Origin of the sequence: Caulobacter segnis ATCC 21756 (genome assembly GCF_000092285.1) — a bacterium.
Classification (GTDB): domain Bacteria; phylum Pseudomonadota; class Alphaproteobacteria; order Caulobacterales; family Caulobacteraceae; genus Caulobacter; species Caulobacter segnis.
The window spans coordinates 1711715-1727823 of sequence record NC_014100.1; the positions used below are offsets into that span (position 1 = coordinate 1711715).

General features: G+C 66.7%; 12 protein-coding genes, 2 tRNA genes and 1 pseudogene. 10 read left to right on the forward strand and 5 right to left on the reverse strand.

Annotated elements, in window-relative coordinates; genetic code table 11:
* Positions 1-56: 56 nt before the first annotated feature.
* Positions 57-494: a VOC family protein gene (locus CSEG_RS08060; RefSeq protein WP_013078751.1), complete on the forward strand. Its 438-nt coding sequence runs from the start codon at positions 57-59 to the stop codon at positions 492-494.
* Between the two features lie 3 nt (positions 495-497).
* On the opposite strand, the gene CSEG_RS08065 is transcribed toward CSEG_RS08060, so the two are convergent.
* On the reverse strand, positions 498-920 hold the full coding sequence (locus CSEG_RS08065) for a hypothetical protein (protein ID WP_013078752.1): 423 nt from the start codon (positions 918-920) through the stop codon (positions 498-500).
* A gap of 163 nt (positions 921-1083) precedes the next feature.
* Here CSEG_RS08065 and CSEG_RS08070 point away from each other — a divergent pair, with 163 nt between their 5' ends.
* The 3 genes from CSEG_RS08070 (at position 1084) to CSEG_RS08080 (ending at position 2303) form a co-directional block, all read left to right on the forward strand.
* On the forward strand, positions 1084-1788 hold the full coding sequence (locus tag CSEG_RS08070) for a glutathione S-transferase N-terminal domain-containing protein (RefSeq protein ID WP_013078753.1): 705 nt from the start codon (positions 1084-1086) through the stop codon (positions 1786-1788).
* A 212-nt stretch (positions 1789-2000) separates the two neighbouring features.
* A tRNA-Asn gene (locus CSEG_RS08075) sits at positions 2001-2075 on the forward strand.
* Positions 2076-2228: 153 nt separating this feature from the next.
* A tRNA-Asn gene (locus CSEG_RS08080) sits at positions 2229-2303 on the forward strand.
* A gap of 7 nt (positions 2304-2310) precedes the next feature.
* Here the strand turns inward: CSEG_RS08080 and CSEG_RS08085 are convergent.
* The 3 genes from CSEG_RS08085 to CSEG_RS08095 all read right to left on the reverse strand — a co-directional run bounded on the left by CSEG_RS08085 (position 2311) and on the right by CSEG_RS08095 (position 5875).
* Positions 2311-4473 carry an amylo-alpha-1,6-glucosidase gene (locus tag CSEG_RS08085; RefSeq protein ID WP_013078754.1) on the reverse strand — a complete coding sequence of 721 codons (2163 nt, stop codon included), beginning with the start codon at positions 4471-4473 and terminating at the stop codon, positions 2311-2313.
* A gap of 15 nt (positions 4474-4488) precedes the next feature.
* Positions 4489-5562, reverse strand: coding sequence for a glycosyltransferase family 4 protein (locus tag CSEG_RS08090; protein ID WP_013078755.1), 1074 nt, complete (start codon positions 5560-5562; stop codon positions 4489-4491).
* A 115-nt stretch (positions 5563-5677) separates the two neighbouring features.
* Positions 5678-5875 (reverse strand): hypothetical protein, encoded by a 198-nt coding sequence (locus CSEG_RS08095; protein WP_013078756.1) that lies wholly within the window; start codon positions 5873-5875, stop codon positions 5678-5680.
* A gap of 292 nt (positions 5876-6167) precedes the next feature.
* Between CSEG_RS08095 and CSEG_RS08100 the strand changes: the two genes are divergently transcribed.
* The 4 genes from CSEG_RS08100 to CSEG_RS08115 all read left to right on the forward strand — a co-directional run bounded on the left by CSEG_RS08100 (position 6168) and on the right by CSEG_RS08115 (position 11864).
* Positions 6168-6740 (forward strand): protein-L-isoaspartate O-methyltransferase family protein, encoded by a 573-nt coding sequence (locus CSEG_RS08100; protein ID WP_013078757.1) that lies wholly within the window; start codon positions 6168-6170, stop codon positions 6738-6740.
* Between the two features lie 128 nt (positions 6741-6868).
* A complete protein-coding gene (locus tag CSEG_RS08105; RefSeq protein WP_013078758.1) occupies positions 6869-8311 on the forward strand; it encodes a TolC family outer membrane protein in 1443 nt (480 codons plus the stop codon).
* A 133-nt stretch (positions 8312-8444) separates the two neighbouring features.
* Positions 8445-9014: a pole-organizing protein PopZ gene (gene popZ / locus CSEG_RS08110; RefSeq protein ID WP_041538241.1), complete on the forward strand. Its 570-nt coding sequence runs from the start codon at positions 8445-8447 to the stop codon at positions 9012-9014.
* Between the two features lie 126 nt (positions 9015-9140).
* Complete coding sequence (locus CSEG_RS08115; protein WP_013078760.1) at positions 9141-11864, forward strand: valine--tRNA ligase; 2724 nt, start codon at positions 9141-9143, stop codon at positions 11862-11864.
* A 162-nt stretch (positions 11865-12026) separates the two neighbouring features.
* Here CSEG_RS08115 and CSEG_RS08120 read toward each other — a convergent pair whose 3' ends face one another.
* Positions 12027-12680 carry an HAD-IA family hydrolase gene (locus tag CSEG_RS08120; RefSeq protein WP_013078761.1) on the reverse strand — a complete coding sequence of 218 codons (654 nt, stop codon included), beginning with the start codon at positions 12678-12680 and terminating at the stop codon, positions 12027-12029.
* A gap of 172 nt (positions 12681-12852) precedes the next feature.
* On the opposite strand from CSEG_RS08120, the gene CSEG_RS08125 reads away from it, so the two are divergent.
* Together CSEG_RS08125 and CSEG_RS08130 are read left to right on the forward strand one after the other, a co-directional pair.
* On the forward strand, positions 12853-14226 hold the full coding sequence (locus tag CSEG_RS08125) for a serine hydrolase domain-containing protein (RefSeq protein WP_013078762.1): 1374 nt from the start codon (positions 12853-12855) through the stop codon (positions 14224-14226).
* Between the two features lie 123 nt (positions 14227-14349).
* Positions 14350-16106: pseudogene (locus tag CSEG_RS08130) on the forward strand (class I adenylate-forming enzyme family protein).
* The last annotated feature ends 3 nt before the right edge of the window (positions 16107-16109 follow it).

Sequence of the window (16109 nt, forward strand, 5' to 3'; positions counted from 1 at the left end):
TTTCGCCCCGCCTTTCGACGCGACTATATCGACGACGTTTCCAGAGGAGTTCCGCCTTGCGCTATCTGCACACCATGGTCCGCGTCCGTGATCTGGACGCCTCCCTGCGCTTCTATTGCGAGGGCCTGGGTCTCCAGGAAGTGTCCCGGATGGAAAACGAGAAGGGCCGCTTCACGCTCGTGTTCCTGGCTGCGCCCGAGGACGTCGAGATGGCCAAGACGCGCAAGGCCCCGATGGTCGAACTGACCTACAATTGGGATGACGAAGAGTACCTGGGCGGCCGCAACTTCGGGCACCTGGCCTATCGTGTCGACGACATCTACGAGACCTGCCAGCGGCTGATGGACATGGGCGTGACCATCAACCGTCCGCCGCGGGACGGCCACATGGCGTTCGTCCGCTCGCCCGACGGCGTCTCGGTCGAGCTGCTGCAGGACGGCAGCCTGCCGCCGGCCGAGCCCTGGGCCTCGATGCCCAATACGGGCGCCTGGTAAGCATCAGACCAGACGGGCGCGGGCCAGGTCTTCCAGCCGCCGGACGGGCGCGTCCGCGATGGCCTTCCAGATCACCCGCGCCAGCTCGACGCGATAAGCGGTCTTGTAGCCGGTGACGAACGGCGAGCGGGCCGCGCCGGGCGGCTCCTTGTTCAGGGCCTCGGCCAGGGCCTGGCGCACCTTCCGCGCCTGGGCGTCGAAGGCGCCAGGGCCGGGCAGGGAGATCAGGCGGTCGACCTCCAGCCCAGCGTACACGGCGGTCTCGACCATCACCGGCAGCCCGGAAAGCTCCGAAGGCGCGAACGCACGCATCTTGAAGCTGGGCTTCGTGGTGTTCGCGCCGATCTTTTCGTCGGTGAGTTCGAAATCCAGGATCGCGGCGACGCGGTTCAGCGTCTCTGGCCAGTGATCGTCAGCATTCGCCATTTACTTGTAGCCCCCTGGGGGCTCCCGATAGCCGGGTTCATTGTGCGAGGAAAGCACTCCAAGCGCGAACTTCACGTTTTGAGTAGGCTTTGGCCCTGGAAATGGGTCGGGCGAGACGCCAGATCCTGGCGGCTCCGACCTGGAGCGAACACGAGGTTCCCACATGTCGGATCTGTCCGCTTTCCCGATCACCCGTCGCTGGCCGGCCCAGCATCCCGACCGGATCCAGCTCTATTCGCTGCCGACGCCCAACGGGGTGAAGGTCTCGATCATGCTGGAGGAGACGGGTCTGCCCTACGAGCCTCACCTGATCGACATCGGCAAGAACGAGACGTGGGAGCCGGAGTATCTGTCGTTGAACCCGAACGGCAAGATCCCGGCGATCATCGATCCCAATGGTCCGGACGGAAAGCCGCTGGCCCTGTTCGAGTCCGGCGCCATCCTCGTCTATCTGGCCGACAAGAGCGGCAAGTTCCTGCCGACGGACCCGGCCGCGCGTTACGAGACCCTGCAGTGGGTCTTCTTCCAGATGGCCGCGATCGGGCCGATGTTCGGACAGCTCGGCTTCTTCCACAAGTTCGCGGGCAAGGACTACGAGGACAAGCGCCCGCGTGACCGTTACGCCGCCGAATCAAAGCGCCTGCTGGGCGTGCTGGAGGGGCGTTTGGCGGACCGTTCCTGGATCATGGGCGAGGACTACACGATCGCCGACATCGCCACGCTCGGCTGGGTGCGCAACCTGATCGGTTTCTACGGCGCGGGCGATCTGGTCGACTACGCGACCCTGAAGCACGTCCCGCGCTGGCTGGAGCAGGGTTTGGCGCGTCCAGCCGTGCAGCGTGGCCTCGACATCCCCAAGCGCGGGTGAGGCGAGGGGCCTGCGACCTTTTCGCCCCTGCGTTAAGAATTAGGGTCTCGTTAACCACGATCGCCCGACCCTGCGAGCGTCTTCTTTGAAGGCGCACCACCATCACTGACTTTCCACAGCCCGGTCTCGTACCGGGCTGTTTTTTTAGAATAAGGCGCTTGCATCGCCGCGGGGAGGCGGCTATCACGCGGCCTCTTCTGAGAGCGACCTGTTCCGCGGTAGCTCAGTGGTAGAGCAGCCGGCTGTTAACCGGCTGGTCGTAGGTTCGAATCCTACCCGCGGAGCCACTCTTCCTTTCGCTCTCGAGGAAGATTTCTCACATCCGAAGCTTGAGCGCCGCAGCGCGTGGCCGCGTGCATTTGTCCCGACGCCGACGGTGTTCGCCGCTTGCATCGACTCCCCCGGCGGCTATCACGCGGCCTCTCTTGAGAGCGACCTGTTCCGCGGTAGCTCAGTGGTAGAGCAGCCGGCTGTTAACCGGCTGGTCGTAGGTTCGAATCCTACCCGCGGAGCCACTCCCCCTTATTCCCAGACGGGCTTTGACCGGATCATGATCGGCGCGCCGCCTTCGGTGTGGACCGTCACCCGGTCGCCCTGGCGTTCGAACGTCAAGTCGACGCTCTCGGAGCCCACGCGCAGCTGCTCGACACGCAGACGGTCGATGCCGATGGGCAGGCGAGGGTCGACCAGGATGATCTCGCCGCGATTGGCGTCGATGGTGATGCCAAGGCACGCTTGCAGCATCATGAACACCGAGCCGGCGGCCCAGGCCTGGGGCAGGCACGCCACCGGATAGGCCACCGGCGGCTCGCCCGGCGAGCGTGGGAAGCCGCAGAACAGCTCCGGCAGGCGCATGCCCATCCGGCTCGCGGTCTCGAACAGATCGGCCGTCAGCTTCACGACGCCGTCGCGCTCGCCGTAGCGCGACAGGCCCATCACGCAGAGCGCCGTGTCATGCGGCCAGACCGAGCCGTTGTGATAGCTGATCGGATTGAACCGCGCCTCGCCGGCGGCGAGCGTGCGCAGGCCCCAGCCGGAGTTGAAGGCGCCCGACAGCAACTGGTCCGAGACCTGGCGGGCGCGTTCCGGCGTCGGCAGGCCGCAGAACAGCAGGTGCCCAGGGTTCGACGACAGGACGCGGCAAAGCTGACCCTGTCCATCGACCGCGATACCGTAATAGCCGCGCTCCTCCATCCAGAAGAGCATCTCGACCTTTTCGCGCAGGCGTTCGGCCTTTTGTCTCCACAGGGCCGCCAGGCCGATCTCGTCTCGGCGCTCGGCCAGCCGCGCCATGCCGCGATAGGCGGCGAAGGCGTAGCCCTGCACCTCGACGAGAGCGATGGGCCCGGACGGATAGCGGCCATCGATGTGGAACACCGAATCCTCGCTGTCTTTCCAGCCCTGGTTCGAAAGGCCGCTGTCCTGGCCGCGCGCATAATCGATGAGGCCGTCGCCGTCGCTGTCGCCGTCGTGCTCGATCCAGTGCATGGCGCGCTCGAGGGCGGGCCAGAGCTCGTCGATCAGATGGTCGTCGCCGGTGCGGGCCTGGTAGGCGTCGGCCAGGGCCACGAACAGGGGCGTGGTGTCGACGCCGCCGTAGTAGCGGCCGAAAGGCACCTCGCCGAGCGCCGGCATCTCGCCCTTGCGGGTCTCATGCATGATCTTGCCGGGCGCGCTGTCGCGGAAGGCCGATCGCTCCTGGGCCTGATGCGCCGCCAGGTAACGGAGCACGCCCTTGGCCAGGGATGGCTCGAACCAGAGGATCTGCCAGGCGGTGATGATCGCGTCGCGTCCAAAGGCCGTCGAGAACCACGGGATGCCGGCGTAAGGGTAGGGGCCGGTTTCCATGCGAGTCGTCAGCAAGGCCAAGTCCGAGCGGGACTTGCCCAGCCACTCGTTGAACAGCCTGCCTGAGCTCCTCAGCCGCGCCCCATGGCGGCGGCGAGCGCGCATGTCCCAGCGGGCGCGAGCCGCCGCGTCTCGGAAGCGCTCACGGCTGGGGATGTGCCCGTCGACCGCGCCGATCTCGATATAGAGCTCCGTCACGCCCTCGGCCTGCAGGCTGAACATGAACTCAGCCTTGTGGGCGCTCAGCCGGAACGGGGCGTCCGAGAAGCAGATGAAGGACGCGCGGTCGACGCCATCCAGACCGGTATAGCCGTAAGCGACCCGACGGCCGTCGACATGCGGGGGCGCTTTCACGCCGCGTTTCGCGCGATGGGTCCCGCGAACCTCGAACATGTCGCGGAAGTCGGCGTCGAACTCGATCGCCATCGGCAGCAGGACGAGATCGCGACTGTAGTTCACGCAGCGGATCCGCTCGTAGAGGCGCTCGCCCCACAGGAACCGCTTTCGCTCGATATGCAGCACGCCCGGCGGTCCCATGGGTCCGCCCGGATAGGGCAGGGCCTGGTTGGTGGCGTTGCAGGTGAAGAAGACATTGTCGTGCGCCACCGCGGCGGAAAGCAGCGATGGCGCGTGACCGCCCAAGGTCAGGCGGTAAAATGACAAGATCCGCGTATCGTTATGAAAAAGACCGTCGCCCTGTCCGGCGATGTCACCGAACTGATCCGCGACGATGAAGGTGTCCTTGTCCTTCAGGGCATAGAGATTTTGCGGCGCGCGGACTTCCGCCGTCACACCGTAATCGACCGGCGCCTCGATAGCCGGTGCGAGATTCTCCATAGCCCCTCCTTCATGTCATGCGCTCGCTGCGAGCTCGACCAAGGACGGGTAGACGGCCGCGCCGTCGCGCAGCTGTTCATAGAGCGCGACGTAACGCCGAGCCATCGCCTCGGACGAGAACCGTTGCTCGAAACGCTGCCGCACCGCTTTTCGATCCAAGGTTTCGACCTGTTTGATCGCTTCGAGCGCCTGGGCGTCGTTATCGACGATGAAACCGGTGAGACCGTGATCGATGACTTCAGGCACCGAGCCGCAGCGATAGGCGATCACCGGCGTGCCGCAGGCCATCGCCTCGATCATCACCAGGCCGAAGGGCTCGGGCCAGTCGATCGGGAAGAGCAGGGCGTCGGCGCCGCCGAGGAAGGCCGACTTTTCGCTGTCGCCGATCTCGCCGATGAACTCGATCAGCGGCTCGTCGAGCATCATCGGCGCGATCTTGTCTTCGAAGTACGCACGGTCGGCGGCGTCGACCTTGGCCGCGATCTTCAAGCGCTTGCCCAGCTGCTTGGCCAGCATGATCGCGCGATCTGGACGCTTCTCGGGCGAGATCCTGCCCAGGAAGGCCAGGTAGCCGTCGCTCTTTTCGGAATAGCTATAGATGTCGGCGTTCATCCCGTGATGGACGGTGCCCGCCCAATTCGCGAACGGCAGGGGGCGTCGTTGGTCGTCGCTGATGGAAACCAGCGGGAATTGAGGCCAGCGCTTGTAGACCGCTGGGAGGTCCTTCAGGTCCAATCGGCCGTGAAGGGTCGTCAGGGTGTTCTCGGCCCGATCGGCGAAGAACGGGAAGTGGATCATGTCGGAGTGGAAGTGGACGATGTCGAACTCGCTCGCCAGGGCGCGCACCTCGGCGATCTGCGCCATGTGAGCCGCCAGGTCTGATTTCAGGGGAGCGGGATCAAGGCGGATGGCCTGGTCGCGGACCGCCACCAGCTTGGCCTTGGTATCCGCCTCGGCGCTGGCGAACAGAGTGACGTCGTGCCCGAGGTCAACCAGGGCGTCAGTCAGGTGGGCGACAACACGTTCGGTGCCGCCGTACAGGCGCGGCGGAACTGCCTCGTAGAGGGGCGTGATCTGGGCGATCTTCATAGGGCGACCTTGGCGAGGAACTGAAAACGGCGTGGGACCGCAATTAATCAGTTCCGTCGTACGCTTTTGGTTCCGCGCCGCCGCCTTGTTCTGGCCTAAATCCCCGCCCTCGGCGCTATTGCGCCGAAGTGTGCCGCGTCATGCTCGCCACACGCTCCTCGCGAGCGAGGCGTTCCCGTTCCAGGCGAAGGTCTCGCCTGTGCCTGCGCCAGCGGCCGTAAGCCTTGCGCGCCGCCATATTGAGGCGCGGCAGGAAATAAATGATCGCAAGCGCGACCACCGCGCCAACGATCACGACATTCGCGTTAAGCATGGCAACAACCTCACGAAGCCGAAGTTCGGGCTTCCCCCCTCAGGTGAGCACCAATGGTAGAGCTATCTTTACCATAAACCGCAGCGGATCAATCCGACTCGCGTGACAAATGGCCCACAGACTGGCTGAACGCTCTTGTTTTGCGCTTTCCCTGATCGCAACAGGCTTTGATGTCACTTTCAAGGCCTCGCCGGGCGCCGCTTTAACCGACCTGCGCCGCGCGATCGCATTGCGTTCGGGCGACCGGCGGACCTATAAGCCTGCTCGAAAGTCTAGTCCTTCGAGGGATTCCATGAGCACCGACTTCGCCGCCGCGCGGCTGAACATGGTCGAGAGCCAGATTCGCACCGCCGACGTCACCGATCTGCCCCTGCAGGACGCCCTCCGTGTGACGCCGCGCGAAGCGGTGGTGCCCGCCGCGAAGGCCTACCTGGCCTATGCCGACACCGATATCGAGTACGCGCCCGGCCGGTGGCTGCTGCGCCCGCGTGAAGTGGGCAAGCTGCTCCAGAACCTGAAGCCGCGTGAAGGCGAGAAGGCCCTGGCGATCGCCGCGCCCTACGCCGCCGCCGTGCTGGAGAACATGGGCCTCTCGGTCACGCGTCTGGAAGGCGACGACCTGAAGGCCGTTCCGGGCGCGGACTATGACGTGATCATTTGCGAAGGCGCCGTCGCCGCCGCGCCGAAGGCTTGGCAGGATGCGTTGGCCATTGGCGGCCGCCTGGGCGTGGTGGAGCGCACTGGCCCGGTCGGTCGCGCCATCATCTATCTTCGCGCCGAGGATGGCGTGGGCCGTCGCCAGGCCTTCGACGCTTCGCCGCCCATCCTGGCCGGTTTCGAGGTCGAGGTCGGTTTCAGTTTCTGATCAAAACCAGCGCCGGCGGCCGTCGCAACGTCTGCGTGAAAAAAGCTTAACTGGCGACGGCTGGCGGTCCGACTTACACGCCTCATAGTGTGGTACGCGAGCTTCGCGTGATTGGGGATAGAACCTAGATGTCGAACCGTCGACGGGCCGGATTGCTGGCCGCCGCTTGCAGCGCCGGCCTGATGGCGGGCGTGTTTTCCGCTGCTCATGCCGAAACCCTGGCCGACGCGATCGCTCTGGCCTACCAGACGAACCCGACCCTGCAGCAGCAGCGGGCCAGCACCCGGATCACCGACGAGGGCGTGGTCCAGGCCAAGACCGGGTTCCGCCCGACCGTCGGCGGCGAGCTGGACGTCACCGGCTCGAAGACCAGCCCCGACACCGGCGCGGACGTGAAAGTGTCGGGCAGCGGCGCGACGCTCTCGATCAGCCAGCCGCTCTACACTGGGGGCCGCGCCAGCGCCAATCTGAGCGCCGCCGAGGCCGACGTTCTGGCCGCGCGCGAAAGCCTGCGCTCAGTGGAGCAGAGCGTTCTGGTCAATGTCGTCCAGGCCTATGTCGACGTCCGCCGCGACCAGGAGCGCCTGCGCATCGCCAGGGAGAACGTGGCGGTCCTGCAACGTCAGCTCGACGAATCCAACGCCCGCTTCGACGTGGGCGAAATCACCCGCACCGACGTCGCCCAATCCCAGGCGCGCCTGGCCGCCGCCAAGGCCGGCCAGTCGTCGGCCCAGGCCCAGCTTGAGGTCAGCCGCGCGGCCTACGCCGCCGTGGTCGGCCAGACGCCGGGCGAGCTGGCGCCCGAGCCCAGCCTCGCGACCCTGCTGCCCCCGTCGGTCGACCAGGCCTTCGAAGCGGCTCAGACCGCCAATCCGGGCGTGACCTCGGCCCGCTACACCGAAGAAGCCGCCGCCGCGCGCGTCGCCGTGGCCAAGGCCGGCTATCGTCCGACCGTTTCGGCCCGCGCCTCGCTCGGCTATGCGGCCGACAAGCGTTCGGGCGTCGGCAGCCAGTTCGACGACTACGACCGCACCGTCTCGGGCGCGATCACGGCTTCGATCCCGATCTTCACCGGCGGTTTGACGACCTCGCAGGTCCGCGCCGCCACCGAACGCGAGAACGCCGCGCGCAGCGCCACGGAAAGCGCCAAGCGCAGCGCGATCCAACAGGTGTCCAACGCGTGGAGCAACCTCCTGGCCTCGCGCGCCAACCTGGTCTCGAACGAGGAGCAGGTCCGCGCCACGCGGATCGCCTTCGAAGGCGTTCGCCAAGAGCAGCAGGTCGGCCTGCGCACGACGCTGGACGTGCTCAACGCCCAGCTCGAACTGTCCAACGCCGAGCTGGCCCTGGTCGGCGCCCGCCGCGACGAATATGTCGCCAGCGCCGTGGTGCTTCAGGCCATGGGGCAGCTGGGCGTGACCAAGCTCGCGGCCAATACGACGGCCTATGATCCGAAGACGTCGTACAACCGCGTGACGCATAGCGTCGGCTGGGTTCCGTGGGAGCCGGTTGTGCAAGCCATCGACAAGGTGGGCGCGCCGTCGGTGAAAGCTCAAAGTGGGTCGAAGTAGACGCGGCGCCACCGCGTCGTTTCAGCCCACGGCTTATCCTTAAGCTTGCTTAACCTGCGCAAGTCTGCACCATCGTGGTTTAACGCGCGGCGACGCGCGTACAGATTCGTATTTCTTACGACGGCCCCCGCACATGTCCGATCAGAGCTCTCAAGAACCGACGATGGAGGAAATCCTCGCCTCCATCCGGCGCATCATCTCAGAAGATGACGCGCCGGCGGAGCCTGCGGCCGAGGAGGCCCCCGTGGCCGAACTGGAGCCGGAACCTCTGCTCGACGCCGAGCCGGCCGGTATGGATTTCGCCGCCGAAGGCGACGGTGAAGACGTTCTCGAACTGACCGATCCGATCGAGCCCGACGCTGAGCTTGATGCGGAGCCGCCGCTCGAAACCGTCGGTGACATCGACGTCTATTCGCCGCCGCCGTCGGAGCCTGAGCCGGCCCCGCCGCCCGCCGCCCCGACCTTCGATCGTGACGAAGCGGCCGACAACCTGGTCGGTGAAACGGCCGCCTCGGCCGCCGCCTCGGCGTTCGGCAGCCTGAGCTCGGCCCTGCTGATGCCCAAGGACGGCCGCACGTTGGAAGACGTCGTACGCGAGCTGCTGCGTCCGCTGCTCAAGGAGTGGCTGGACCAGAACCTGCCGCGCATCGTCGAGACCAAGGTCGAGGAAGAAGTCCAGCGCATCGCTCGCGGTCGCGTCTAGGCCTCCTCCGAACTCGGATAATCGAGGCGGTCGCCCCGGCGACCGCCTTTTTCGTTGCGAATTACCTCACAAATCCAGGCCCCGCCGGTTCCCCGAGCGGGCCGCAGATGGCATATCCCCACCGCCATGCTCGAAAAGACCTTCGATCCCAAATCCGTCGAACCCCGCCTGTACGCCGCCTGGGAGGCCTCCGGGGCCTTCAAGCCCGTCGAGGATCCGAACGCCGAGCCGTTCGTCATCGTGATCCCGCCGCCGAACGTGACGGGCAGCCTTCACATCGGCCACGCGCTGAACAACACGCTGCAGGACGTGCTGACCCGTTTCCACCGCATGCGCGGCAAGGCCGCCCTGTGGCTGCCGGGCACCGACCACGCGGGCATCGCCACGCAGATGGTCGTCGAGCGCCAGCTGGCCGCCGCCGGCAACATCGGCCGCCGCGACATGGGGCGCGACGCCTTCGTCGCCAAGGTTTGGGAATGGAAGGCCGAAAGCGGCGGCGCCATCACCAACCAACTGCGCCGGCTTGGCGCCAGCTGCGACTGGTCGCGCGAGCGCTTCACCCTGGACGAGGGCCTGTCGGCCGCCGTCCGCAAGGTGTTCGTCCAGCTCTACAAGCAGAACCTGCTTTATCGCGACAAGCGCCTGGTCAACTGGGACCCGCAGTTCCAGACCGCCATCTCCGACCTCGAGGTCGAGCAGAAGGAGGTCGACGGCGCCTATTGGCACTTCGCCTATCCGCTGGCCGACGGCGTCACCTACCAGCACCCGATCGCCTTTGACGAGGATGGCAAGCCGACGCAGTTCGAGACCCGCGACTACATCGTCGTGGCGACCACGCGTCCGGAGACGATGCTGGGCGACACCGGCGTCGCGGTTCATCCCGACGACGAGCGCTACAAGAGCCTGGTCGGCAAGTTCGTGACCCTGCCGATCGTCGGCCGTCGCATCCCGATCGTCGCCGACGACTACGCCGACCCGACCAAGGGCTCGGGCGCGGTGAAGATCACCCCGGCCCACGACTTCAACGACTTCGGCGTTGGCAAGCGCGCCGGGCTGGAGGCCATCAACATCCTCACGGTCGAGGCCAAGCTGAACGAGAACGTTCCGGCCGAGTACGTCGGCCTGGACCGCTTCGTCGCGCGCAAGGCCATCGTCGCCCGCGCCGAGGAAGAGGGCTGGCTGAAGGAGATCGAGAAGACCAAGCACATGGTCCCGCACGGCGACCGTTCGGGCGTGGTCATCGAGCCCTTCCTGACCGACCAGTGGTACGTCGACGCCAAGACCCTGGCCCAGCCGGCGCTGAAGGCGGTCGAGAGCGGTGAGACCGTCTTCGAGCCCAAGCACTGGGAGAAGACCTATTTCGAATGGCTGCGCAACATCGAGCCGTGGTGCGTCTCGCGCCAGCTCTGGTGGGGCCACCGTATCCCGGCCTGGTTTGGTCCGGACGGCGCGATCTTCGTCGAGGAGACCGAGGAAGCCGCCTACGCCGCCGCCAAGGCCCAGTTCGGCGAGAACGTCGTCCTCACCCAGGACGAGGACGTCCTCGACACCTGGTTCAGCTCGGCCCTGTGGCCGTTCTCGACCCTGGGCTGGCCCGAGAAGACGGCCGACCTCGCCAAGTTCTACCCGACCAGCACCCTGGTGACGGGCTTCGACATTATCTTCTTCTGGGTCGCCCGGATGATGATGATGGGCATCCACTTCATGGGCGAAGCGCCCTTCAAGCAGGTCTTCATCAACGCCCTCGTCCGTGACGAGAAGGGCGCCAAGATGAGCAAGTCCAAGGGCAACGTGATGGATCCGCTGATCCTGATCGACGAACTGGGCTGCGACGCCGTGCGCTTCACCCTGACGGCGATGTCGGGTCAGGCGCGCGATATCAAGCTCTCCAAGCAGCGCATCGAGGGCTATCGCAACTTCGGCACCAAGCTGTGGAACGCCTCGCGTTTCGCCCAGATGAACGAGTGCGTCCGCGTCGAGGGCTTCGACCCGGCCACCGTCCAGCAGCCGATCAACAAGTGGATCCGCGGCGAGACGGTCAAGACCGTCGCCGAGGTGACCAAGGCCCTGGAGGCTCCGTCGTTCGACGAGGCCGCCGGCGCTCTGTACCGCTTCGTCTGGAACGTCTTCTGCGACTGGTACCTGGAACTGGCCAAGCCGATCCTGAACGGCGACGACGCGGCGGCCAAGGCCGAGACCCGCGCCACCGCGGCCTGGGCGCTGGACGTGATCCTGAAGCTGCTGCACCCGGTGATGCCGTTCATCACCGAGGAGCTGTGGCAGAAGACCGCCGAATTCGTCGGCCCGGCCCGCGAGAGCATGCTGATCTCGGCCCAGTGGCCCGAGCTGCCGGAAAGCTGGATCGACGCCGAGGCCGAGGCCGAGATCGGCTGGCTGGTCGAGACCGTGGGCGAGATCCGCTCGATCCGCGCCGAAATGAACGTGCCGCCGTCGGCCAAGCCGGCGCTGGCCGTCGTCGGCGCGGGCGCGGAGACCAAGGCCCGGCTGGCTCGCCACCGCGACCTGCTGCTGACCCTGGCGCGTCTCGACAGCGCCCGCGAGGCCGACGCCACGCCGGCCGGCTCGGTCCCGATCGTGATGGGCGAGGCGACCGGCGCCTTGGCCATCGCCGACTTCATCGACCTGGCCGCCGAAAAGGCGCGCCTGACCAAGGAGATCGCCGGCCACGTCGGCGAGATCGAGAAGGTCAACAAGAAGCTCGGCAACCCCGACTTCCTGGCCCGCGCCAAGGAAGAGGTCGTCGAGGAGAACCGCGAGCGCCTCGCCGAAGCAGAAGCCGCCAAGGCCAAGCTGGAAGCCGCGCTCAGCCGACTGGAGTCGGTGGGGTAAAGGCGACCTAAAGCTGCCTTCCTTGCCCTTGTGGCGAGGACCCATGGGGCGGGCTAGGTTCGATATTGCAGAAGAGGGCGCGTCATCGTGGGCGCGCCCTTTTTGATGTCCGAACGGCTGAACGCTGGGTCCCAGGCACAAGGCCTGGGAAGGCGGATTTGTCTAGAAGCTCAGCGCGCCGTCTGCCGTCGCCTTCGGCGATCCGTACCCCTCAATGCCGGGATGCGGCGTTTCCAGGGGATGGCTGTGGGTCGCGGTGACCACCACGACGCTGGCTCCCGCCGCCTCGGCGGCGGCGATGCCGGCGGGGGCGTCCTCGAACACCAGGCAGTCGGCGATCGGATGGCCTAGGCGCTGGGCGGCCAGCAGGAAGCAGTCGGGCGCCGGCTTGCCGCGCGCGACGTCCTCGGCGGCGACCATGACGGCGGGGAGGGGCAGGCCGGCCGCCGTGATCCGCCGCTCGGCCAGGGCGCGCGGCGCTGAGGTCACAACGGCCCAGCGATCGGCCGGCAGCCCGGCCAGGAACGCCGCCGCGCCCTCGATCGCGTCGATGCCCTCGACGTCCTCGAGTTCGGCCTCAGTGACCGCCCGCGCCTCGACTTCCGGATCGACGCCCTCGAGCTCCAGACCGGCGATCGTCTCAATCGTGCGGCGGCCGTGGATGGTGGGCAGGAAGGCCTCGACATCCAACCCGTGCTTGCGCGCCCAGTTCGCCCAGACCCGCTCGGCCGCCACGATGGAGGTCAGGATCGTGCCGTCCATGTCGAACAGGAAGGCCGCGAATTCGCGATCGGGGAACAGCGGGGACTCGGGCATGACGACACTCCAGACACGGCAAGGCGAGGCCAGGGTCATCGGCCTTGGGAGACGCGATGTCCAGGGCGGGTTCATGACCAAGGATTAACTGGGCCATGCCGCCGTTGGCTGGTCTCCTCCTGCTCGAAAATAGAGGGATGCGACCGTGAAGGCTCTAGGTCTTGGACTGTTAATGCTGGGCTTGGCGGCCACCGCCCAGGCGGCGCAGAGTCCCGTCGAGCGCGCCGACGCGATCGTCCGCCGCGCCATGGCCGAGCAGCACATACCGGGTCTGCAGATCGCCGTGGTCAAGGACGGCAAGATCGTGATGTCTCGCGCCTACGGCGTAGCCGATCTCGCCAACGGGACGGCGGTGACGCCGGCGACCCGGTTTCCGATCAACTCGATCACCAAGGCCTTCACGGGCGTGGCCGCCATGCGGGAGGTCGAGGCCGGGCGACTGGATCTGGCCGCGCCGATCGGAACCTATGTCGGCGGCCTCCCGGAGACTTGGCGGGGTATCGCGGTTCGTCGCCTGCTCAGCCATACCTCTGGTCTGCCGGATTTTGACGACAGCGACGGAGATGGAAGCGCAGCCTGGAGCGCGACCCTGGTCAAGCCGATCCGGTTCCAGCCCGGCGAGCGGTTCGAGTACAACCAGACCAACTATGCGCTGGTGCAGATGGCCATCAACGGCCTACGTGGCCGACCGCGAGACGCCACCTTGGCCGACGAGCAGTTCGCCCTGGCCGGCATGAGCCATAGCGGCTTCGGCGACACGCGCGACGCCGATTCCGGGCGGGTGGTGTCGTACGGCTATCGCAAGGCCCAGCCCGACCAGCCGACCGCGCGAACCGAGATCTTCTCGCCGCTGCACCGCGCGGCCGCCGGTATCGTCAGCACCGCCGACGACATGGCCCGCTGGCTGATCGCGCTGCAAGGCGAGGCGCTGCTAGGGCCCTCGAGCAAGGCGGTGATGTGGACGCCGGTCGCCTATAATGACGGCAAGCTGGGCCAGTGGGGCATGGGATGGCTCGTGCTGAACCGGCCCGCGCACCGGGCCGTGGCCATGACCGGCGGCAGCCGCTCGGCGGTCTATCTCTATCCGGACGACAAGGTCGGGGTGGTGATCCTGACCAATCTGGCCGGCTCTACGCCCGAGGACCTGATCGACGAGATCGCGCAGGGCTTCATCCCCGGCATGACCCTCATTGGCGTCCCAGCGCTCCGCGCCGCGCTGACCGGGCAGGAGAGTCTCGATCCGGCCGCGACGATCACCAGGTTTCGCGCCGCCAACCGGAACTTCGCTGCCGACGAGCACGAGCTGAACGACTGGGGCTACCGCCTGCTGGCTTTCGGCAAGCCGCGCTCGGCCCTGGCGGTGTTGAAGCTGACCGCAGACCTCAACCCCACCAGCGCCAATGCCTTCGATAGTCTCGGCGAGGCCTATGCGGCGAACGGAGACACCGCTTCGGCGATCGCGGCGTATGGTAAGTCGCTGGCGCTGGATCCCGCGAACAAGAACGCCGTCCAATGGCTGGAAAAGCTCAAAAAGCAGCCTGGCTAGGCCTGTAACTTATCAGCGATCTCCTGGTCTCAAACGCACGTTTGCATCCGGCTTCCGGCTGTGCTCTCTGGGCGATGAACGCGCTCGCTCAAAAAGGCGCGACACACCGGGAGAGTAAGCATCATGACCCAGGCCGCCGCCGCCAAACCCATTCCGTGGCCCGCCATGTCGGTCCAGCAAGCCTATGCGCTGATTACCCAGCCGGGGACGCCGGGCGAGATGGAGGAGGTCGAGATCCGGGGCGTGAAGACCCGGGTCTGGAAGAACGCTCCGCCGACCTTGCGCGAGACGCTGCTGATGGGGCGCTCCCACGGCGACAAGATCTTCATGGTGCACGAGGACGAGCGGGTCAGCTTCGAGGCCTTCTATCGCGCCGTCACCCACATGGCCGCCGAGCTGCAGGCCTTTGGCGTGCAAAAGGGCGACCGCGTCGCCATCGTCATGCGCAACGTGCCCGAATGGCCGGTGGCCTTCTATGCGGGCCTGAGCCTGGGCGCGATCGTCACGCCGCTGAACGCCTGGTGGACGGGGCCGGAGCTGGAATACGGCCTGGTCGACTCCGGCGCGAAGGTCGCGATCGTCGATGTCGAGCGCTACGAGCGCCTGGCCGAACACCTGCACAACTGCCCGGAGCTGCAGCGGGTCTATGTCAGCCGTTCGCCCGAAGAGATCAGCCACCCCTACGTCGTCCATCTGGAGGCGGTGATCGGCGGCGCCAACGACTGGGCGGCGCTGGAGGCCAAGCCGCTGCCGGCGGGCGAACTGACGGCCGACGACGACGCCACGATCTTCTACACCTCGGGCACCACGGGAAAGCCCAAGGGCGCGATCGCCACCCATCGCAACATCAACAGCAACATCTTCGCCGCCGCCGCGGCGTCGGCCCGCGCCTTCCTGCGCCGGGGCGAAGCGCCGCCGCAGCCCGATCCTAGCGCACCGCAGAAGGGCGCGCTGCTGTCGGTGCCGTTCTTCCACGCCACCGGCTGCTTCGCCGTGCTGAACCCGTCGCTGTTCGCCGGCGCCAAGCTGGTGATGATGCGCAAGTGGGATCCCGAGCGCGCCATGCAGGTGATCCAGGACGAGCGGCTGTGACCCAGATGGGCGGCGTCCCGACCATCGCCTGGCAGATCATCGAGCATCCCAACCGCGACAAGTACGACCTCTCCTCGATCGAGGCCGTGGCCTATGGCGGCGCGCCGTCCGCGCCGGAGCTCGTGCGCAAGATCAAGGAGATCTGGCCCAAGTCCTCGCCCGGCAACGGCTGGGGCATGACCGAGACCTCGGCGACGGCGACCAGCAATTCGGCCGAGGACTATGAAAACCGTCCCGACAGCTGCGGCCCCGCCGTGCCGGTCACGGATCTGAAGATCATGACCGTCGAGGCGCCGTATCGCGAACTGCCGATCGGCGAGGTCGGCGAGCTGTGGTGCAAGGGCCCGCAGGTCGTGCGCGGCTATTGGAACAAGCCCGAAGCCACCGCCCAGACCTTCGTCGACGGATGGGTGCGCACCGGCGATCTGGCGCGCCTCGACGCCGAGGGCTTCTGCTTCATCATCGACCGCGCCAAGGACATGCTGATCCGCGGCGGCGAGAACATCTACTGCATCGAGGTCGAGAACTGCCTCTACGACCACCCGGCGGTCATGGACGCGGCCCTGGTGGGCGTCCCGCACAAGACGCTGGGCGAAGAGCCGGCGGCGGTCGTCACCCTGAAGCCTGGCGCCGAGGCCTCCGAGGCCGAGCTGCGCGCCTTCGTCGCCGACCGCCTGGCGGCTTTCAAGGTCCCGGTGAAGGTGGTTTTCTGGCACGAGACCTTGCCACGCAACGCCAACGGCAAGATCATGAAGAACGAGCTGAAGAAGGTGTTCGTGGAAGGGTAGCCC